General features: G+C 45.0%; 6 protein-coding genes. All 6 read left to right on the top strand.

Translation table 11 applies throughout. From position 1 onward, the window contains the following. The first annotated feature begins 9 nt into the window (after positions 1–9). Positions 10–6,228 (top strand): Ig domain-containing protein, encoded by a 6,219-nt coding sequence (locus tag AB5916_RS03440; RefSeq protein WP_368189255.1) that lies wholly within the window; start codon positions 10–12, stop codon positions 6,226–6,228. 260 nt (positions 6,229–6,488) lie between these two features. Then, complete coding sequence (locus tag AB5916_RS03435; protein ID WP_368189254.1) at positions 6,489–19,325, top strand: SpaA isopeptide-forming pilin-related protein; 12,837 nt, start codon at positions 6,489–6,491, stop codon at positions 19,323–19,325. 143 nt (positions 19,326–19,468) lie between these two features. Beyond that, positions 19,469–19,963: a DUF2284 domain-containing protein gene (locus AB5916_RS03430; protein ID WP_158420946.1), complete on the top strand. Its 495-nt coding sequence runs from the start codon at positions 19,469–19,471 to the stop codon at positions 19,961–19,963. Positions 19,964–20,076: 113 nt separating this feature from the next. Further along, the gene (locus AB5916_RS03425; protein ID WP_368189253.1) at positions 20,077–20,898 is read left to right on the top strand and encodes a hypothetical protein; all 822 of its coding nucleotides are present in this window, start codon (positions 20,077–20,079) and stop codon (positions 20,896–20,898) included. A 150-nt stretch (positions 20,899–21,048) separates the two neighbouring features. Next, positions 21,049–22,017: an alpha/beta hydrolase gene (locus AB5916_RS03420; RefSeq protein WP_368189252.1), complete on the top strand. Its 969-nt coding sequence runs from the start codon at positions 21,049–21,051 to the stop codon at positions 22,015–22,017. Positions 22,018–22,201: 184 nt separating this feature from the next. Continuing rightward, entirely contained in the window at positions 22,202–23,590 is a 1,389-nt protein-coding gene (locus tag AB5916_RS03415) for a condensation domain-containing protein (RefSeq protein WP_158420949.1), read from the top strand. Positions 23,591–23,604: the final 14 nt, after the last annotated feature.

The raw sequence follows: 23,604 nt of genomic DNA, 5'->3' as shown, positions 1-23,604 counted from the left end.
ACAACCAATATGAAAAAAAGGAAAATTGCATGGATCCTGGCAATGGCTATGACGGCTACAAGCATTGACAGCACCGCTTTGATGGCTGGTGCCACAGAGTTTGCCACCGAAGAGCAGGAAAGCCTGACCCAGGATACTGACCAGGTGTTTGATGTGCCGGATGAAGATTCTCAGGCAGCAGAGCAGGTTACGGAAGCAGACAACGCAGACCCGGATCTTTCCTTTTACGATGTGGAAAGCGACAGCACATACGTAGAAGATGAGGGAGAGCAGCTTTTTTCATCAGGAGAGAGCATGACAGAGTCTGAAGAAGTATTTCAGGATGTATATGATGCGGATGCTTCTAATGAGGACAGTGGCTCAGGTACTACCATAACCTATCCAGGTTTCTGCACGCAGATCAATACCAGTATGGATTTTTCAGCAGAGATCAGAACAGAAGGAGAGGAAGCCTGGTTTCATTTCACACCTGAGGAAGATGGCAAATACGTTTTCATGACCGATGAGAATACTGTTTTTGCCAGAACCCATGCAAATTTATGCGAGGACGTAGAAGAACAGGAAAAGCCTCTTTTGAAAGAGGATGAAATATCCGGAAATTGGACACATCTTTCCAGGATCACCTATGATCTGGTAAAAGGTAAACAGTATTTGTTCCGTACCTGGCTTGATTATGGCACAGGAAGCTACAAAGTAAGAGTTGTTAAGTATTCTGAAGATTATGATATTACCTCTGTTACTTTAAATGCAGAGAACGCCCGGAAGCAATACGTGCAGTGTTCAGAATATGTATATGCAGCCGGGGCTCAGCTTACATTTAATTATCATAATGCACCTTCACAGACAGTTACCGTTACAGCGAGAAATGCATTCCCTATGGACACTTATGGACATAAGGCCGGATATTTGTATTATAACAGTGCGGGGGAACCATCTGGCAGCGCCGGTTCTGCTATGATGAAAGCAGGTACCTACAAAGTCAGATTTGAAGTGGAAGGCTACACTCCTGCTGATCCGGATTCCTTATCTTATGAGTTTACTGCAGGGGATCCATGGACGGATATCCATGAAGGCACCACAGCAGTGAAACGGGTTCATTCTCAGGATGATGCCCTGTGGTACAAATTTGTTCCAACCAAAAGTGGAACCTATGCCTTTGATTCCCCAGGACAATTGCAGGTGACCGACAGGGATCATGATTTTATTAAAATATCTCCCATATCCGAAAAATGGGGTGAGTACTCCGGCGTTTTTCAGTATCGGAGACAATATATACTTGATCAAGACCAGGTTTATTATGTGCGTTTTTACTACATGGATGAGGATCAGGGCGAAACTGCTGATGTAACCATTACCAGAATCCCCAATATTGAAAAGATCCAGATCACCAGCACACTAGGAGAAGCGATTGCCGGTCTTAAAAGCTACACAGAAGCAAAGATTTTGGTTTTCTTTGATAATGGACCCTCAAAAGAAGGCACATTAACATTTGGCTCTACCGTTATCCGGATTGATGAGATGGTCTTTGAACCTTATCTGATCAATGATAAAGACGGAACTGTGCATGAAGTATCAGACGTTCTCCCTGCCGGAGATTATCAGCTGATATTCAGGAGCGGTAATGTTTCCAGTGATCCTGTTCCCTTTGCAGTAAAAGAAATCACCAATTCTGTTCTTTACAAGGGCGCTATTGACTGTGGAAAAGGGATTTCTGTTGTTTCTCCATATGTCCAGCATGCCTTTTACAGCTTTACAGCACCGGAAACAGACAGATATAGTATTTCTGATATTACGTCCAAATACTATGACATTTATAAGAAAACCGGCAGCGGCTATCAGTCAGTAAAATATGAAAACATCCAGGCTTTGAATGCAGGCGATACAATCTTTTTTAAATTTTACGGTGGAGGACACCAGGGAGAAAATGCGGCCCTGAGCCTGCTTAGAAGACAGGATATTACAGCGATGTCTTTCCCTAAAAAAGAGTACATCCAGATCGAAGGTATGAATCCGGAAATCTGGATACCAGGTGATTTAAGTATAGACTATGCAGATGGCAGCCACGCTGAAATAGCTGTTCTTTTTGGTAAATCTTCAGTTGAAGATAATATAGGTAACACCATTGCTGTAGAATGGCTGCGTGAAGATGAAAACGGAAATTATATCCCATGGTCTGCACAGGAAGGTTCCGTTGCCGGAGAATATAAAGCCATCTTTACTGCTGGAACTGTCCGCGAAGAGATCAGGCTTTCCGTTCTTTCCGTACAAAAAGATGCATCACGTCTGCCTCAGTTAAAAATGGGCCGTCAAAAGCTTCCATTGAATGAGGATGGCACTAATTATTATATCTTCATCCCGGAAACAGATGGACATTATTCTTTTAATTATTCAGACCGGAATGTAAATGCATCTATAGGGCTTTGGGATGAAGCAAATAATCAGCTTCCATATATTGGGCTTTTGGCTGGTGACAAAGAACTGACAGGAGGAGTCAAATATTTCATCTCAATCTATACCAATCAGGCGCAGGATTTTAATCTGTATATTTACAAACAGCCGGTGGCTGCGTCTGTGGAAATTCTGCCTGGCTGGGAGAATGATAACAATGTTTTCATTCAGAATCTGGAGACAGTATATTTCGATAACCTTCGGGCTAAAGTGAAAATGGACGATGGAACAGAAGAGATCCTTTCTCTTGGAGAGACAGATCAGTACGATAAGCGTCTTGATGGATGGCTTTATCTCCGGAAGGAAGATGGAACATTGGAAAACAGTCCGATTCCTTATGATAATAGGTGGTCTGTTTCTACAGGAGATTACATTCTTAAATTAGGCTATGGCGAGAAAATGTCAGAGCAGGGCATTCCTGTAAAAATTCTTTCACTGAAGGATTCTGGTGCGCCTGTTCTTGAAACAGATCAGGTACAGACAGGCTCTGCAGCTTCAAACCGTCTGTTGTATCAGTTCACCCCAGGTGCTTCAGGTGTGTATGAACTGGAAGTGAATACAGATGCTTCGTTGACTGTGTATGATGAAAATGGTAAGTATTTAATCAATTCAAATAATGAAGCTTCTGATATGGCCTTTAACCTTGAAGCTGGTAAAACTTATTTCTTTAGTCTGTACGCAAATAATGAATATGGCCCGGATGTACAGCTGTGCATCAAAAAAAATGAGCTGCCTGTAAAGCTTGAAACAACATTGCTGGAGGATGTGACTTATATTCCAGGTATGGACAGCTATTCAGATGTAAGACTGCAGACAGTGGCTATATATGAAGATGGCCGAAGAGAAAAGGTAAAGGCGTATGATCAGATCGCCGGTTGCAATGTGTATTACAGTGTTTTGTCAGAATCAGGGAAAGAGATGGATTTTGATGAGACCATGAAAAAGGGTACTTATACAATCACACCGGTTCTTACGAAAGATAACCAAAATCTGCAGATAGCTGCTGCAGGTGTGCAGGTAAAAGCAGAAAAGCCGCAGGTTACAGAAACATTGATTCTCGAACAGTGGACAGATGTAAAAGAAACCTATCGTCACCTGTACCGATTCACTGCTGCTAAAGATGCTACTTATCAGATTCAGACAGAAGAGGGTGCTGACGCAAGCTTTTACCGGGAAATGAGCAGCCGGTTCAAGAAAAAAGGACAGACCTATCAGATGGATGAAGGGGAAAGCTGTATTGTTGCAGTCAGTGCCTACAAGGATTCCAGGATCCGCATAGTGGAAAAGTCTGGGGAGAATCCTGGACAGCCAGGTGCTGACGGAGAAATCACTTTAACAGATGGTTTTAGCCAGGAAGTTACCATAAAAGCTGGAGGTGAACAGATTTTTGTTTTCACTCCAACGGTCAGTGGGGATTACCGGATAAAATCAGAAGGTGGATCGGACACTAAGGTAGTGTTATATTCAGATGAGAATCAGCTTGGTGAGGACGATGACTCCGGGTCTGAATCTAATTTTTCATTGAAAGCTTCTCTTGAAGCCGGCAAGACCTATCGCTATATAGTTGACTTATATCACAAGGATGAAAGCGGAACCACTACTGTATGCTTCGGTTTTGTTCAGAATAAGGATATCCGCAAATTAGAGCTGGTATTGAAAGAGGGATTTTCTGACGCAAATATTACAATATTTACCAACCCTCTGAGGGCTTACAGTCTTAAGGTTACTTATCAGGATGGAAGCGAAAAAATACTAGAAGATGATTATTATGATCATACCCTGAAAGATGACTTTGGAAATGAGATCAAAGTGGTGGATTCATCCGAAATGGACGGCGATCCTGAGACGAATGAAGTGTTTTTTGTATATGATCTGATGTATAAGAAAGAGGATGGCAGGACCTGGAAGAGCAGCACAAACGGGAAAATACCTTGTGGGAGCATATCAGATATAGAGGCTCTTCAGATCGGCACCCCGAAAACAGCTTCGTTAAAGGCAGGCCAGGAATGTTTATACAGATTTACAGTTCCTGAGGATGGCAATTATTTTATTCATTTTGATTCCGGGAATGATGAGCTTTTCCTGAATACGGAGTTTGGTTCCTATTACACATATTTTCAACTGGGACAGTGGGATGTTCGTCTAAATCCCATCAGGAAAGACAATAGTGGACTTGTACCGCTGAAAAAGGGAGTTTCTTACCTTGTTTATCTTGGAAATCAGGGTGAAGAGCCTGCCAATGCATTCTCATTCTATATAGCAAAGGCAGACGAACTAACATCTGTAGAGTTGAAAAAAGCTCCAGATAATCCTTTTGTATATCCAAATGCGGATGATAGTATTTCTCTTGATGGAATGGTGATCACTGCCCATTATGCAGATGGAAGCAGCAAAGATATTTTACAGGGTAAGACGGATCCGGCAGGCCGGTATGTGCGTGTCCTGTACTGGAAATGGATTGGGAATGATACCCTTCGTGTTTTCTTTGCATTTGGCAGCTGCAGAAGCTTTGTTGACCTGAAAGCAGCTTATACAGAGCAGCTCCCGGTACTTAAAACCGGAGAAACCATCCAGGTGCCTGCAGCCGGCAACCAGCTCGCAGCATTTCGATATACACCGGAGGAAAGCGGTTTTTATTCCTTTGATATGGATCAGGATGACTGGATCAAGGTTGTAGAAGAAGAAACAGGCAAAGAAGTGAGGGAGATTAATGGCTACTATTTAGAAGCTGGAAATTCCTATCAGGTTTATACGCGCACAAGGTATGGTGATGACACCATTACTGTACTGCGTGGTGTGTGCCAGTGGACAGAAGAGTCTGAGATCAGTGCTACCTGTACAACAGATGGCAGCATTACTTACAGATGTAACGTTCACAATCACACAAAAACCTATCAGACACAGGAAGCATATGGCCATACCTTTGGAGAATGGATCACTGTAAAGGAAGCAGGCTGCGAAACAGAAGGACAGCAGCAGCGCAGCTGTACAAGATGCCATATCGTTGAGACCAGAGCACTTCCGGCCAAGGGACAGCACAGTTTCGGAGAATGGATCACTGTAAAGGAAGCAGGCTGTGAAACAGAAGGACAGCAGCAGCGCAGCTGCACAAGATGCCATGTCGTTGAGACCAGAGCACTTCCGGCCAAAGGACAGCACAGCTTCGGAGAATGGATCATTACAAAAGATCCGACTGTTCTGGAGACAGGTGTAAAGGAGCGTATCTGCTCCCAGTGCAAAAAGAAAGAGTCAGCTTCCATAGAGAAACTGACAGGTACGATTTCACTGAGCGTGAAAGGCACTATCCCGCTGAAAGTAAAACAGTCCTACAAAGTGAAGGTTACCATGGGCAAGGGAGACAAAGTTGTTTCCTGGAAGTCCAGCAATGGAAAAGCAGTCTCCGTGAAAAATGGAGTGATCAAAGGCCGAAAAGCAGGGAAAAAGGCTACCATCACTGTACTTCTTAAGAGCGGTAAAAAAGCAAGCTTTAAAGTAAAAGTACAAAAAACCACGGTTCAGACCAAAAAGCTGACAGTTACAAATGCAGTGACAAAGAAAAAGGTTAGAAAGACTGTTACCCTGAAAAAAGGAGAAACCTTAAAGCTGGCAGCTGCAGCAGCACCTGTTACAAGTCAGCAGAAGATAACTTATACATCTTCTGATAAGAAGATCGCATCGGTTACAAAGAAAGGCCAGATCAAAGCCAGAAAGATAGGAAAGGCAACGATCACAGTCAAATCCGGTGCAAAAACATATCGAATCAAGATCAATGTAAAATAACCTGCAAAAGAAAGGGAAGAGGCTTCTGGCTTCTTCCCTTTTCATATATGTCTGATTTTGATGCTATAAAAATTGACTATAATCATATTTTTGAAAGTCTTTGCATTTCATGAGGCTGATTCTTAATTGACAATCCTCACACCGAATAGTAAAATTAGCTTAATAAAAAAAGGAGCGGAAGCGAAGAGAAAAGAAGGTTTTTACCTGTTTTGACCAGGAGAAGACAGGTGGAGGAAGATATATAAAAGGAGCGTATGAATATGAAAAACAGCCATTGGAGATCTTTTAAAAAAGGGATGTCCTGGTTTTTGGTATTTGCAATCGCAATGGGAAGCCAGGGCACCGGTTTGTCTGCTGCCACGTTTGATTATGGACAAGACTATGGATATCAGCAGGAAGAAGTCTTATCTGCAGATCAATCTTACAGCAGTGAGGATGTACAGATAGAGGACGTACCGGCACAAGGCAGTGAGGCTGACACATCTCAGATACAGGATATAGCAGCACCAGATCGTGAGGCTGATCCATCCCAGATGGAGGATACAGCGGCGCCAGATCGTGAGGCTGATCCATCTCAGGTAGAGGATGCAGCGGTACCAGATCGTGATACTGATCCATCCCAGATGGAGGATGCAGTGGCACAGGACAGTGAGACTGATCCATCTCAGATAGAAGATGTTTTCACAGACGGGGAAAGTGTGCTTACTGACAGTAATGAAGAAACGGCAGATACCACTCTTCTGGATGCTCCTGCAGATGCACAGGAAGGCACCATTCAGTATCTGATCGAAGAAGCAAGGAAGGCAGGCTCTACAACACTTACCTTAAGTCTTGGAGAAAACTTTCCGGATACAGTAGAAGAGAATCTTCTGATCCCTCACGGGATGGATGTTGTACTGGATCTGAATGGGCATACGCTGACTGTGGATAAAACATCAGCAGAGGATGGTAAGGATACCAATAATATTACTGTATACGGACAGCTTACCCTGCAGAATGGCAGCTTATCCGGCAGTGTTTCTTCTCTTGGCAACGAGAATACAAGAGGTGTATTTGTATGCTATGGCGGCCGTCTGGTCCTTGGAGAGGGGGCAGAGATCACCGGCTATGCTGCAGCAGGCCGGGGCGGCGGTGTGTATGTAAATGAAGAGGCCAGTCTGTCTATAGAGGGCGGCAGGATCTGTGGGAATAGCTCCGGCATCAGCGGCGGCGGTATATGGATCTATCATGCAAGTGATCTTTCCTATCAGAGCGGCACCATCACCGGGAACAGTGCTGCACTTAATGGGGGTGGTGTGTACATACAGTCTTATGACTGTGAAACAAGTACCTTTGGCAGCGGGATTTCCATTACAGAGAATCATGCGGATCAGAATGGAGGAGGCCTTTATATCCATAGTGTGTCTGATGTGGAAAATGAATGGATCTTTAATGGCCCGACTGTTTCAAATAATACTGCCGGTATAAGAGGCGGTGGTGTTCATGTTCAGGCTCCGATTCATTTTACAATGGTTTCCGGAATGGTATCCCACAATCAGGCAGTGTCCTATGGCGGAGGTATGTATTTTTACAGTACTGACAAGATCCGGTCATCTGTCAGCTTTATGGGCGGCACTATTCAGGAAAACTCACTGACCGATGAGGATATTAATTATCAGTGGGTCGACTCCCATTATGGCGGCGGTGTGTGGATCAGCAATTATGCAGATGTGGTCCTTTTCGGAGTACAGATCCTGAATAATAAGACCATTGGTACCGGCGGCGGCATTGCCATGGGAGCTTACTGTAAGGTACAGATCCAGGAGGGAACCCTGATAAATGGCAATAAAGCCAACTTTTATGGCGGCGGCATATTTGGAGATGGAGCCAATGTTGTGATGACCGGCGGTGAGATTTCTGATAACCAGGCTCAGGGAAGCACTTACGGCTGGGGCGGCGGACTTTATTTCTCAAGTGGCAAATTGACAGCCAGCAGCGGTAAGATCTGCAGGAATGCAGCAGATCATGGAGGAGGCGGATATATTTCAACAGCGATCCTTTCTGGAGATGTGATCATTTCTGATAATCAGGTAAAGGGAAATGGTGGCGGTATCTATGGAAATGTTACCATGTCTGAGCAGGCCAGGATCGAAGGAAATAAAGCTGACAGTATAGGCGGCGGTGTTAGCGGCTCTCTGGTTATGAATGGCGGTATCTTACATGGCAACAGGGCCGGCGGCAATGGAGGCGGCGGAGCTTATGGGACTGTAACCTTGAATGAAGGGGAAATCTCCGGCAACAATACTTCCGGAGTAGGCGGCGCAGTACGAGGCACCCTTTACATGAAGGGCGGAGTGATCAAAGATAATACTACCAGCAGCAGCGGCGGCGTTTTATATGGTGCAGGTACCATTTCCGGCGGTGAGATCACCAACAACCAGGCAGGCAGTAATGGTGGTGTTGTATATCTTAGTGAAAATAACAGGCATCTGACTATTACAGGAAATGTAAAGATCTATAACAATCGTGCCAATTATGGTGGTGCTGTAAGTTTAGCTGGTGGTACTATCCAGATCAGCGGCGGTGAGATCAGCCATAATCAGGCATATATTTATGGCGGTGGTGTTTATGTATGGACTTTAAATACCTTAAATCCAGAGATCATCATAGAGAAAGGAGCCGTGATTTCTGATAATCAGGCACCGGGGTCAGGTACTGTTCCAGGCGGACAGGATCTGTATGTGGCGGCTACCCTGAAGGTGAATAATAACGGCAAGTTTACTTATTTTACTCCTGTTGTCAGTCTGACTGCAGCAGACCAGATGAAAGCACAGGATGGAACACCGGGAATTGCCTGGTATGATGAAACTACGGATGAAAGGAATACCCAGGGGCTGGAGCTGGATACTACAGAGCGGACAAAGGTTTACCGTTATACCTTTCTTTACTCTGAGCCTGAAACAGAGATGGTGGCAAGACTGGATGATTCTGCAGAAGAATTTACTACCGTTCAGGCAGCAGTAGATGCAGCCGGGGATGGACAGCTTCACAGGATCACTCTTCTAAAAGAGGATAAAGAGGCAGTGACGATCCCTAAGGGAACCAGGATCTGCTTTGACCTGAATGGGAATACCATCCGTGGGATCGGGCAGGCTTATAAGTCTGTATTTACGGTGCAGGGAGAAATGACCCTGGAAGATACAAGTGAAGACCAGACCGGATGTATTACCGGAGGCACATGGGTTCAGGATGGCTTTGGCGGGGGCATCTTTGTCCAGCATGGAAGCCTGGTCATGAACAGCGGGACTTTGAAGGCAAATGGCAGCGGAAGTGTTTTGGTAAAGTACAGCGACAGCTCCTTTGTGATGAATGGAGGCCTGATTACGAAAGACACACAGTCTGCGGTAGCTGTTAATGCTGGATCCTTTACAATGACAGGAGGAAAGATCACCGGGAACAGTGCCAATCAGGGCACAGGCGTTTATGGCTGGGGTGGTGCAAAGATTCGTATAGACGGCGGAGAGATCATCGGAAATAGTGGTAATCAGGGTACAGGCCTTTATGTACAAGGCAGGCTGGACATTACCGGAGGCAGGATCTGTGATAACAAAGCAAGTAATTACGGAGGCGGCATCTATCTGTGGAATGGCACCTGCAATATGTCCGGTGGTGAGATCTCTGGCAATACAACCACCAATGCTAATGCAAACTGGGGCGGAGGCGGCATTTATCTGTCAAGTTCTACCCTGAATGTTACAGATGGAGCTATCACAGGGAATACCACCGGCAGTGTAGGCGGCGGTATCCGTGTAGGTGCAGGCAGTACTGCTTCTGTGACAGGCGGAGCTGTGTATGGCAATCAGTGCTCGCTTGGTAAAAGTGATATATATGCAGCAGAAGGCGCAGGTCTTACCCTGGTGCCAGCCTCGTCTATGGAGCCGGGAGATTATAATTGCTGGTATGATTGTGAAAATTATCAGGCATACACGGAAGCTGTTACATCCTCCAGTCTGGAACAGAATTGTCACTTTTATGCCCTGTACATGGAGAATCCATATTTAGAGGCAGTGGCTCAGATCCTGGATGAAAACGGAGCCGGACAGAATTATCCATCTGTTCAGGATGCAGTAAATGCAGCCACACAGGGACAGAGGATTTATCTTCTAAGAGATTGTGAAGAAAGTGTCCAGATTGGAAAGGACAAGGATGTGATCCTGGACTTAAATGGATACACCTTATGTTCTTCACGGGAAAATGTGCTTGATATAAGAGGGAAGCTGGAAGTAGACAGTACCACAGGTCATCCTGACACTAATCCGGAACAGAACCAGGGCGGCAGGATCCAGCCGACAGAGGGTGTTACCGGCAACAGAGGTGTCTTTGTAAGAGAAGGAGGAGCCTTTACCTTAAAGGAAGGTGTGATCACAGGCTTCTCCGGCGTAAAATATGGCGGCGGCATTTATACAGACCAGAATGCTTCCGTTACCATCAGCGGGGGAGAGATCACAGGAAACCAGGCTGTTTATGGCGGCGGTATAGGATTTTACAGCATCAGTGCCAATGCCCCTTCTTCCTTTACCATGACAGGTGGAAAGATCTGTAACAATCAGGCTGAAAAGAATGGTGGCGGAGTGTATATGGGAAGAGCCTTTAACCTTGCCAACCAGATCCTGATATCAGGCGGTGAGATCTGTGAAAACACCGCAGGCAGCCATGGCGGCGGCGTAAGCGCTGACTTTACCCAAGGAACAGATACAGCCTCAAAGTTCAGCATTACCGGCGGTAAGATCCATCATAACACGGCGGAAACGGACGGAGCCGGTGTTTATATCCAGAATTGCAAAACGGTTGAGATCGGACCGGATCTGGAAGTCTCCTATAATGTGGGAAAAGGATATGGCGGCGGCATCCGTACCACATCTGTAGGGGAAGTAACTGTAGAGAATATTAATGCCCATCATAACCGGGCCAAAAGCGGTGGCGGCCTGTCCTTAAGCGCAGGAGAGGTGCTGGTAAAGGACTGCAAGATCCATGATAACAGTACAAGACAATATGGAAACAGCAGTTACAGCGGAGGCGCCAGTCTTTACGGTACCAGAAAGCTGGAAGTCCAAAAGGGTGAATTCTGGTTAAATGGAGCATATTACGGTGGCGGCCTGGGGATTGGCGCAGGCACAGCCGGCCAGACAATCATCGGGAAAGAGGTATATATCCATGATAATAAGGCAAACGATGGTGGGGGTCTTAGGATCGATACAGTAGGAAAGCTTACATTAAATGGTCGGATTGAAAACAATAGCGCCACTCACGGCGGTGGTATCAAAGTGAAAACCACATCTTCTGAGCTTCATTTTGCAGATGTGCTGGTACAGAATAATAAAGCTTCTGGTTATGGCGGAGGTGTTTTTATTGACTCAGGTACAGCCTCTAAGATATATATAGAGGATCAGGCCCGGATCATTACGAATACTGGAGGTTATGGCGGCGGTATCGCTTTATTTACAGGATATGAAATGTATCTGACCGGCGGACGGATCGCAGGCAATCAAGCAAGTCATGGCGGTGGTATTTGGACCCGGCTGTCACAGCTGATCTTGTCAGGCGGTGTGATGGAAGATAATATAGCATCAAATACCGGCGGCGGTATCTACATAGACGGCAGAAGAGACTGGTCTACACGAAAGGTACAGATCACAGGAAATGTGCAGATCATCCATAACAAGGCACCCCAAGGTGGCGGTGTGGGAGTTGGTGAAAATACAGCCCTTACCATGGACGGAGGTCTGACCAGGAATAATAAGGCAACCTATGGTGGCGGCGTATGGGTTTCTGCAGTGATGGGACAATTTGTAATAAAGAAGTCAGCAGAAACCGGAAGCACAGGCAAGCTGTATGGAAACCAGGCCGGTTACGGCAGAGATGTTTACGGAAATTATGATAAATCCTATAAGAATTCTAAAATCCAGCTGTTTGCAGCAACCGATATGTTTGGGGCTGATGAGGATAAAAAGGGTAACTGCTGGTATAATGAAACGAAAAAGTTGGCCATAACAGATCCGATTGAGTATGATCCGGTAACCAGGGCCTGCTGTTTTACTCTTCAATATGATTCACTGGAGTTTGTGGCAAAGATTAAAAACGAAACTGGTAATTATGATGCATATACCTCCCTTCAGCAGGCTGTTAATGCTGTAAAAGAAGGAAAGTACCAGGATGGGGCGCCGGAGATTTACCTTATCAAGGATATTAATGAAAACATTCAGATCCCGGGAAGCGTAAGTACAGTGCTGAATCTGAACGGACACAAGCTGCAAGGCACAGACACTGCCATCACCTGTTCCGGTGACCTTAGGATCGTGGATGAGAAAACAGAAGGGCTGGATCCGGGAGAAGAGACAGGAACCATCTCAGGAAGCACAAGAAAGCTGGGGGGCGGTATTCTGGTACTGTCCGGCGGCTATGTGACTATGGAGAGCGGACAGATCAGCATGTGCTCAGCACCTACCAATCAAAGCAATTGCGGCGGTGCAGGCGTGGCGGTCAGCGGCGGTACCTTTATCCTGGATAACACAGCTTCCATCAATGAGTGCAATGCTGCTTATGGAGCGGCTGTTTATGTAGGAGCAGGAAGCAGTCTTTTTGAAATGCGGGGAGGAACCGTCTACAACAATGCTGTGCAGAATTATTGGGAATGTGGCGTTATTTACAATGCCGGCGGTACTGTCCGGATCAGCGGAGGACAGATCACAGACAATGTGATATCTGGCAACGGAACCATTTATCTGTCCAGCGGTAAATGCGTTTTGGAAGGCGGCGAGATCACCGGAAATAAAGCAAGATACGGCGGCGGTGTTTATATAAGAAGTGCAGCCAATGTATGGATGAGTAATACTCAGATTTCCAACAATCAGGCGACGATAAATGGCGGTGCTATTTATAATGAAGGCCAGCTGAATATTTTTGAAGGTACCAAGATCACCGGGAACCAGGCAGTAATGGGTGGTGCTATTTACCAGATCACCGGAAAGATCAAGATGGCAGGCGGCACTGTCACCGGTAATCAGGCGGAGAAGGGCGGCGGCCTTGTACAGAATCCCCAGGCGGCAAATGCTGGCAGCTTTGTCCTGTCAGGAGGACTGCTGTGTGAAAATAAATCCACGATTGATGGAACAGGAAATGATATTTATTCCCTTTATGAGGGAACTGGAAACTACGAAAATGTAAGTGTAAGCCAGAAGCCGGCTGTCACACTGATCCAGGCAGCAGCCATGAAAGAGGACAATGGCAATGCCGCAAAGTATAATGCGTGGAGAAATGATGCTTACAGGGGGAACCAGCTGGAAGGCACAGATGTGACCAATGGTTATTATATTACCGGCGGTATCGATCAGAGCAATAACCTGAAGCTGACGGCTGTTACGTATAAGGAAGCGGAAGTAAAAGGACCGGCAAGCACAGTAAAGGTAGATTCCATTACAGTAATGACTACCAACAGTGAAGACGGTACTTCTGACGGCGGCGGTGCTTTTGATACTGAATGTACAGGAGATGAAAAGACAGCCTTGCAGCTTTTAGAGGAAGGGGACAGCCAGACAACAGAAGCGCCGGACGATGTTACAGAGGACGAAACAGAAGAAGAAATGGCTCAGCGTCATCACTATCTGTATAATGGCCAGATCCTGAAGATGATCTGCCATAATGGCAAGTGGTATGAGAGAGACCAGGCTGTTCTGTGGAGTCCGGGAAATGACAGCTCCTATACCAATGGGATCGTGAGAAGCTTTGATACTGTCAAATATGATCTTTGTTTTACCCTGCAAGATACCGGGAAAGACGGAGAGGATGAAGAAGGGCAGGAAGGAAATTCTCCTGTAACAGATGAAACCTTACAGCTGTGGGTGGAAATGAAGCTGCCGGTGGACAGCAGCCTTGCTTCTTTCTACGACATGAACATGAAGTATTATTATATTTATGAGAAGAAGCTGGCAGATGGAAGCTATGCCCAGTATTTAAGAGGTTACTGGGAGCTGGAAGAAAATAAAGGGGGAACGGTTTACCGCAGCCTGGCCATCAGTGTGAAGGGCATGAACAACGGAGACCTGATTAAGCCTTCTTTTACCGCATGGGTAGGTGGAAATGAGGAGAATGAACAGAATCCAAAATCCTGCAGCTCAAAAACACTGACCGTATCAGCGGCACCAAGATATAATGTGCTTCTTAAGAGAAACTCCCAGCTTGCCTATACCAGCTACTTTGATACGGAAAGCGGTGAGGAAACCACAGAGGAAGAAGTTAAGAAACTTCAGGATGCAGGCGGGGATACCTCCCACATCGTCTATGGTACCATGCTTGGATACGGCATTACCCTGCAGATGTACAATAATAAGACCAACAAGGGAATGCGGGGACTTCAGGTGCCTACCGGGGATATCCAGTTTGATGTAAGCTTTGGCGGGGAACTGGTGATGAATGGCTCCACACTTGGAGAGAACTCTGCCCCGTATGCATGGGCTTATAAGGCCAATGAAAACGGAGAGACGGGGATCAGCTTTAAAGACGAGGAAAATACGGTCAATGTTGACTGGAATGATGAGGATGATTATACCAAGACTACCACGTATGGCTGGGATGCAGCTCCCTATAATACAGGGAACAGCGCTACCGGCTGCTACAGTGGCGGCTTCTGGAAGGGAGCGTTAAAGCAGCGAAATGAAACAGGCGACAAACGCCTTACTCTTCATTTTTCAGTCAGCAATTATTCGGTAGCGTCCTCCTGTCCTTCTGCTACAGCCAATGGTTCCTGGGATAACCAGGTAAGGGGGAACGGATATATTAACTCCTTCTCTGCCGGATATGTACAGGTGCTGTATCCATTAGATAAAACCACCGTTGATGGACAAAGCGGTTATCTGGAGATCAATATGGAGTGTGCTGCTTCTGACCTGAATATCAGCAGCGTTACAGGGCTTACTCCCGAGTCAACAGAAAAAGGTCTGGACGTAATGGAAAGCTTCTTTGGGGAAGACTATAAGAGCCATGCAGTCCATGAGATGACTTATCTGGATAATTACCTGAACCACAGCACAGGCTTATATATATACGGTGGGGATGGAAACGGAGACCATCTGTCGAAGAATAATTACTTCAGCAAGGAGACCGGCACGGATCTGATCAGCACCCAGGAAGGCACAGGCTCCACACCGCTGGGAAGCCAGGTATACATTGATGCGGATATATCTTTTACCAGTAAAGAGTATTATACAGATGATGAGAAGGATCCACATTACATACCGCCTGATAAGTTTGATCCGCAGGTGGACAATCTGCTGGAATACAATTACCTTACCGGAGTGAATCTTCTCCAGAAGTTTGACTCGGATGCCTATACGCCTGTCTGTGGAGAAAAGATCATTGACAGACAGGTGAACCAGGGTACAGGAAACAATTGGAACTGGGTAGGGAAAAGTGCGGGGACCAACAGCACCAATGCTTTTCTGGTAAGCACTTCGGAGTCGGCAACCACCTGGTCATCCTCAGGAAATCTGAAAACAAAAAGCTTTAAGCTGACCGTACTATACGGTGCGAAGCCTGATGGAACTAACTGGACGAAGACAGAAACAGCAGATGGGCTTACCGGTGGGGAAGCAGATATGGATGCCCACAAAGAAGAGGATCTGATCTACTTTACTTCCCTGGATGAATTAAAGGCTTACTTTGCCGCCAAAGGGAACCCGGACGGAAGATGTGTGGCACTTTTGTACGAGGTACGGGACTGCTGTATCCGTACAGGCAGAAGCCTGTATATCAGAAGCAGGATGCAGATGACAAAAGACTTTGCTAAGACAGGCGGCACCTACTGTACCACCAACGATGTAAGAGGATGGACCACATATCGTCCAACCTATAAGCGATACTATAATGATGGGAAACGGGATGACATCCTGTTTTCCGCAACCTGGCGAAGCAGATCATACGATACTGAAGGCGGCATTGTTGCCTACGGAAATGGAGACACAGGCGGTCCGCTTCCGGATGGGTATGTAAATAGCCTGACGGAAAGCCAGGACCTGGTAATGAAATATACCAAACAAAGATGCGACTTTTATTTTGATGGGTATAAGAAAACAGAATATCAAAATGGTGTTAAGAAAAACGGAACCCATATGATGGGATGGTTGGCAGGAAATTCACTGCTTCTATATACCCTGGTCAGTGGAATCGGCATTAAGAATACAGACCTGATCAAAGGCTCTAACCGGGAAAAAACCTATTATAATGTAACCAACGGTGAACGTACAGCAAACTTTATGATAATGCCAAGGCTGCAGATCTCCAGTGCTACAAAGGATCATGAACTGGTAGCAAACGGCAGTCAGGCAACGGATGTTGTGATCACCATGACCATTCCAAAAGATCTTTACTACCATAAGGGCAGCCTGCAGTTTGACTACACGGCTCCCGGAAACCAGTGTAAATACAAAGCCGGCGATCTGGCATGGGATGTAAAACAGACGGATAACCCAGATGGGACTACCACACTGACTATCTGTACAACTGTAAGTGATATCAACAAAGGACTTCCTTACATCCGGTATAACTGTACCATCGGAAAGAAGGGAGCAGCTGAGGATGAGGATGTAAAGAACAATCAACAGCTTACTACCAAGGTACAGATCCATACCACCTATGAAGAGATCCACCGTATTACCGGACAGGCCAATAGTGCAGAGCAGACCATTGTTGCAACAAGGACAAAAGATGATGTGATCTACAAGGAAACAGAACGGGATCTGATAGATATCGGGGAGGATTTGGTTTATTACCTGAATTACAGCAATCATACAGACAACTCTGAGAAGATTCAGCTGTGTGATATCCTTCCAGCCAATGGAGACGGAAGAGACAGCAGTTTCCAAGGAGGCTACCGGGTAAAGGAGATTTATTTGGACTTTACCAGCGAAGAAGACAGGAATGCATTCCAAAGTGGCAGTGCAGGACAGCTGAAATACAGGAAAGGCGGGATCAGCGCAAAGGATCTTACCCAGGAGGAAAGGACTCTGATATTGAATACTATTGACAGTGGTAAATGGTTTGATCTGTCTTATTCTTATGAACCATCTGAACACATGGAAAATGGTGTGAAAATCTACAGGCTGACCTGCAAAGCAGGTGCAGACGGACAGTGGGCAAGTGGAGAAGAGCTGATCCATTATGCAGATGGTTCCGGCACAATCGATGCTATTTACGGATTTGTTCCTGCAGTAGGCGGAAAAGGCAATTTCCGGATGGGACTGGTCTTTACGCCGTTTACAAAGGATAATGCAACACTGCTGCAGAACAGAAATGTAACCCAGCAGGGCGGTAATGTATATAACAACAGCTTTTTCTACAGAAGCGGCGGTCCTAGCAGCCAGTCACTAACTGTTGTCAGTCCTCAGGTAGGAGTCCGCACGGCAAAGCGTAAGATCGCAGGCCTTGTATGGCTGGATCAGGACCAGAACGGGAATTACCGCCCGGCCATCAATGGCTACAGTACCACTGACCGGTTGCTTTCCAAGGTGGATGTATATCTTTATCAGGGAAGCGAGCCATCTTCTTCCAGGATCACCAGGAATCCGGATGGAAGCTTCAGTCAGCAGATTGGCGGCAAAACACGGACCATGAGTACTACCACTGTGGATGGCAAGACCTTATATCCTGCTGTGGATGTGATGGGCAACCTTCTGGACAAGGTGGTCACCGGAAATGATGGGGCATATGCCTTTGAGAATCTGGCTAAGGGCAGCTATTACATAGTGCTTCAGGATGATGGTGATGATTATGCTGTTACAGGAGGAACCAGGGTTCTTCCCTTTGAAAGACTGAGCGTCACACCAGAAAGAGAGGATACCCAAAAGACATTGACCCAGCCGGGAAGGGATACAGATAAAGCCCTTCCGGAATACCAGGGCACAGATACCACGGATCAGGGGGCAGCAGCCATGAAACGTACTGCGATCGTCAACAATGGCAGCGGCATTACCCTTCCTGGGCTTACCGATATGGTGTCCTGGGAGTATGTGACCAATCATTGGGACTGCGGTTTGTATTATCTGGATCTTTCCATGGAAAAGAACTGGGCACAGACCACCAGCATCCCGGATCAGGCATCCGTCCTGTTTGAAATAACAGGCACTACCGGAACCGGGGAAGATGCAGTAAGTTACCCGGCTGCTACTTACACTGCGACAATTGCTTCCGGCAGGGTAACTGCACAGGCAGAGGGAATGGCAAGGCCTTACAGCAAGACAGAAGGAGCACCACTGCAGATTTCCACAGCGGTGGCAGCATCCCAGGATAAAGGAAACAAGACCATACGCTGGCTGATCCAGAACCAGCCGATGCAGGCAGAAGGAGCAAACGGAGTGATCCGTTATGACTTTAAAGAGACAGCAAAGGATGGAGAAGGCAATTCTCTTCCAGGCTTTGTAATGACCAGCAGCACAGATAGTATAGCAGAGGATCAGACCAGAAAGTTTGCTGTATGGAACACCCAGATCAATTATGAGATCTGTCTGGACAAGAAAGGCAGTGAAGGGGAGTCTCTTTCCAATGCAGTATTTACCTTGTATAAAGATCAGGACTGCAAGGTTCCTGCCGGGATCACTATGAAGACGGACCAGCAGGGAAATGGCACTATCACAGGTCTGGAGGCAGGCACAGGGGCTGTGTATTATATAAAAGAAACAAAAGCCCCCAGCGGATATTTCCTGAATAAAGGAATCCTGAAGCTGACCATTGCTTATAAAGACAAGACAAAATATTATGATCCAACCATTTCTCTGGAGAGGATCACAGATGAAACAACAGGAGATCCACTGGAACCGGCTGCTGATCGGGATAAAACGTCCATTTCGTGCACGGTGGATGCTGGTGGAAAAGACCCGGATTCACTGGTACCTGAGGTACCTTTGAAATATAGTATTTCCTTTGAACTTACAGATTCCTGCATTTATTCGCTGCCTAAGACAGGCGGACGGGGCATCTGGTGGGAAATGCTTTTTGGAACAGGCTTGATGCTTGTCGCAGTGTATCTGTATAGCAAAAAAAGGAGAAATGCCTGTAGCCGCAATAAATAAAGAAGCTTACCTGAACGATATGCTTGCCTGATGGTGATGTCACTAGGTATGGAAAGTATTGATGATATCGCATTCCCCTTATTTCACTTGTTGTAAATTGACAAGAGAAATAAGGGGAAATGATGATTTGGAGGAATTTTTCTATGGATTACGTAAAAGAAGCGAAAGAACTTGGCTTCTCAAATGCAGCGATCATGGATACGCAAAAGCTTATTTTTAAACCAGAGTATCGGAGATTTTGTGAAGAAAATCAATGTGGATGTTACAATGTGAATCCTGCCTGTCCGCCTGAAAGCGGAACTGTAGAAGCTATGAAACAAAGAGCATTAACCTATGAAAAAACTCTTATTTTGCAGACCATACAAAGCAGACATTCTGATTACAAAAAGGCGAAATTTGCTCACAATAAGCTTACTGAGCAGCTGGCATCCAAAATAGAGGAATCCGGAAACAGGGATCTTCTGATCATGTCCGCCGGTCCCTATAAGCATCACTCTTGCATGTCCGCCTACTGTATTGATGCACAGGAAATGGCTGATGCGGTAGGAATGATCTGCTGGGGAAACGATGATAAAATACGTTATTTTTCACAAATTCTTTTTCATGTTAAAGCGAGAGAAACAGTAGACTTTTTTTGATTTCTTAAGCTGGAGCATGTCACTTTTATAATACAACACACGGAATCGAAGTATCTTTATTTTATATAAAATCACGAACTTGCTCATTTATAAATAAACAGGAGGACGGAAAAATGAAAAACAGATGGAACAAAGACAACAGACTGCTGACTATATGTATGGTATTATTGATGGCATTCGTTATGACCTTTACAGTAGCAGAAACAACAGAGAATGTACAGGCAGCATCCAGCGGACTCAGTGCATATAAAAAGATATCTTTTTATAAAAGCGACAAAGTCAATGGAACAACTTATTCTATGAAGTACAACAGCAGAACTAATCGCTATATTGTATATGCGACAAAAAACGGTAAAAAGAAAGTAGTTCTTAAAAACTGTTCAAGCGGCACCATTGTAACAAATGGAAAATTTTTTTATTACGAAAGTGCGGCATTTGTAAGAAGCGGAAATTTTGGAGGAACCTACAGAAAGCGTACATTGATGCAGTACAATCTAAAAACCGGCACAAACAAAGTACTGATAAGCTTCGGAGGGGAAGGCCCTGTGGACGGTATTATTGGTTGCGATGGTACCTATCTTTATATGGGATATGAGACCCAGTATGGTGATGGTATGGGAAATTTTGCAGTAGTAAATCTGGAGACAAGACAGATAAAGCGCCTCAAAAAAGATTGTTCAACAGTCAAGAAAGTAAAGAATAAAGTTCTGGTAACCGCAGTAGGATTCCCGCATGGCGGTCCGGTTTATCTGATAAATAGAGACGGAAGCAAATGCAAAACAATTTGTGGAAGAGCTATTAAAGTATCTGTAAAAGGAAATTACATTTATTATACAGAAGCAACCTATAACTGGAAAACAAGAAAGTGTAGATGTGATCTCAACGGAAATAAAAAGAAAGCCCTTACTTCATGGAGTAGAGGAATTGCTGGATGAGAATTATCAGTCCTGAGCTTGAAAAGTGTAGTAAATACAAGCTTAAATGGTTTGCCTGCTGTATAGTAGAGATATCAAAGTCACAGTGTGGCTCGAGAAAGATGGTCTTCTGTATTATGCAGTGATAAGACAATTACTCGAGGTGTTTTCATGAAAAAGAGAATTTCTAAAGTGTTTATAGTTCTTCTTATTATTGTTTCGGGATTTATGGAGATAAGCTGGCGCCTCTTCCATATGATGATTTGCTGTAAAAGGGGCGCTCCCAAGAAAGAAAGGAAGAAATGGTTTGAACTGTCGCACATCAGGGAAAACCATCCTCAGAATGGATACGAGAAGGAATACCATGAGAGTAAAGAATGGTGCTTTGCCCAGAAGATGGAGGACTGCTATATCAGAAGTGTGGATGGGTTAAAGCTGCATGGATTCTATCTGCCGGCTGAAAATCCAAAACGGTTTGTTATATTAAGCCATGGATATCGTGGCAGTCGATTTGGCACAATGTCATTTATGGCAAAATACCTTCATGAACATCAATGTGATCTTCTGTTTATGGAACAACGCTGTTGCGGTGACAGTGAGGGAAAATATATTACCTTTGGTGCAATGGAGCAGTGGGATGTTCAGCGTTGGGCAATCTATGTATCTAAACGAAACAAGAAAAAGCTTCCCATTTATTTATATGGGCAGTCTATGGGGGCGTCAGCTGTGCTGATGGCATCTGCACACACACTGCCTTCGGAAGTGAAAGGACTGATTGCTGACTGTGGCTTTCATTCCATGAAAGGACAAATGAAGGACATGGCGGTGCACTGGTTTCATCTTCATCATGTTCCTTTGCTATTAATGCAGATGGATTGGCTTTGCAGCACACTGGCCGGATTTCATATGAAGGATGCAGATACTACAGCAGCAATGCAGACGAATACCATACCAGTTCTATTTTATCACGGAGATAAGGATACCTATGTTTATCCGCATAATTCATTTCAGAACTATAGGTTATGCAAGGCTCCGAAAGAGCTTGTGGTTGTGCCTGGGGCACGGCATTTGTGCTGTGCCTATGCAGACCCCAGGCTATATCAGAATACAATGATGCATTTCTTTGAGAAATACGATTAACAGCATAACAATTCTTTTGACCGGGATTTATCAAACATTTTACAAAAAACTGTTTGATAAATCCCGGTCAATTTTTTGTAAAGTGTTCATTAAGTCTGGGGGATACTGGTATTTCCCTGAAATATATGCTATTTTTCATCTGGAGCAAAAATGTAATATTTATAACAGGAAGGATTGATTAAGAATGAGAGATTACTATCCGTTAACGGCTGCTCAGAAGATGCATCATAACTGGATCAGGGACTATGGTACACAGCAGGTATCCGGTGTCAGTGTTGTGGCTTCTGTACAGGCTGAATTGGATTTTGGATTATTAAAAAAGTGTATCCAGATGGAAACAGAGCGTTCAGGATGCACCCGGGTGCATTTTACAAAACCGGACCAAGACGGAAATGTGAAACAGTATATTGTAAAACAGGATACGCGTGACATTGAACTGAAGGATCTGTCCAAAATGGAAAACCTTGCAAAAGCTGATGAATTGATGCAGCAATGGGCATATGAAACCTTTGATGGCGATAATATTCCCATGTGTGAGTTCACCATGTTGAAGCTGCCGGAAGGATACAATGGCTTTTTTGTACATATGGATCACCGACTGATTGATTCCTGTGGACTTGTAGTAATGATCGGAGATCTGTTTCAGCTTTATACCTATTACAGGTACGGAACAGCGCATCCACAGGAATTGGCTGATTTTGAAACAGTACTGAAGAAAGATCTGGCAAAAGCCAGCAATGAAAAGCGTTTTGCAAAAGACAAAAAATTCTGGGAGGATCAGCTGGATGCTTTGGGAGAGCCGCTGTATTCTGATATTCAGGGACCATCTGTACTGGAGATTGCCAGAAAGCGGCATGGAAATCCGAAACTTCGATCCGCAGATATTGAAATGGATAATTTATTTGTAGCAGTTAAGGATTATCATCTGGAGCCGGGGCCAACTCAGAATCTGATTGATTTCTGTATGAATCATCAGCTTTCCATGACAAATCTTCTTCTGCTTGGTATTCGTACTTATCTGTCTAAGGTTAATAATGGACAGGAGGATATTACCATCCAGAATTTTATATCCAGACGTTCTACCCATGAAGAGTGGACCTCTGGCGGAAGCAGGACGATTATGTTTCCGTGCAGAACGGTGATCTCATCTGAAACAGATTTTCTTTCTGCTGCTTATGAAATCCAGAATATACAGAACCGTATTTATATGCATAGCAATTACGATCCTGAACTTATTATGGAAGAACTGCGAAAAAGATATCATACACCGGAGCATACCAGTTATGAAAGCTTCTATCTGACTTATCAGCCAATGCCGGTAAAGGTAGAAAATGAAATGCTGGGAGTTGTCCGCCAACATGCCAAATGGTTTGCCAATGGTGCAGCAACCAAGAAAATATATTTGACCGTATCCCATACAGAGGATGGTGGAATGAATTTTTCCTATCATTATCAAACAGCACACCTGGAAGAACATGATATGGAACTTCTCTATTATTATATGATGCGGATTTTGTTTAAAGGGATTGCAGAACCGGATATGAGCCTTGGTGAGATCATGGAACAAGTCTGAAAGGTATTTTGACG

The sequence above is a fragment of the Blautia sp. 1033sp1_1033st1_G9_1033SCRN_220408 genome (genome assembly GCF_040929965.1).
Lineage (GTDB): Bacteria > Bacillota > Clostridia > Lachnospirales > Lachnospiraceae > Blautia_A > Blautia_A ammoniilytica.
This window is presented reverse-complemented; position numbering and strand designations above follow the sequence as displayed.

What these genes read in the sequence shown, in the direction of transcription:
- AB5916_RS03440 (WP_368189255.1), top strand. Translation starts at nt 10, where the DNA reads ATGAAAAAAAGGAAAATTGCATGGATCCTGGCAATGGCTATGACGGCT.
- AB5916_RS03435 (WP_368189254.1), top strand. Translation starts at nt 6,489, where the DNA reads ATGAAAAACAGCCATTGGAGATCTTTTAAAAAAGGGATGTCCTGGTTT.
- AB5916_RS03430 (WP_158420946.1), top strand. Translation starts at nt 19,469, where the DNA reads ATGGATTACGTAAAAGAAGCGAAAGAACTTGGCTTCTCAAATGCAGCG.
- AB5916_RS03425 (WP_368189253.1), top strand. Translation starts at nt 20,077, where the DNA reads ATGAAAAACAGATGGAACAAAGACAACAGACTGCTGACTATATGTATG.
- AB5916_RS03420 (WP_368189252.1), top strand. Translation starts at nt 21,049, where the DNA reads ATGAAAAAGAGAATTTCTAAAGTGTTTATAGTTCTTCTTATTATTGTT.
- AB5916_RS03415 (WP_158420949.1), top strand. Translation starts at nt 22,202, where the DNA reads ATGAGAGATTACTATCCGTTAACGGCTGCTCAGAAGATGCATCATAAC.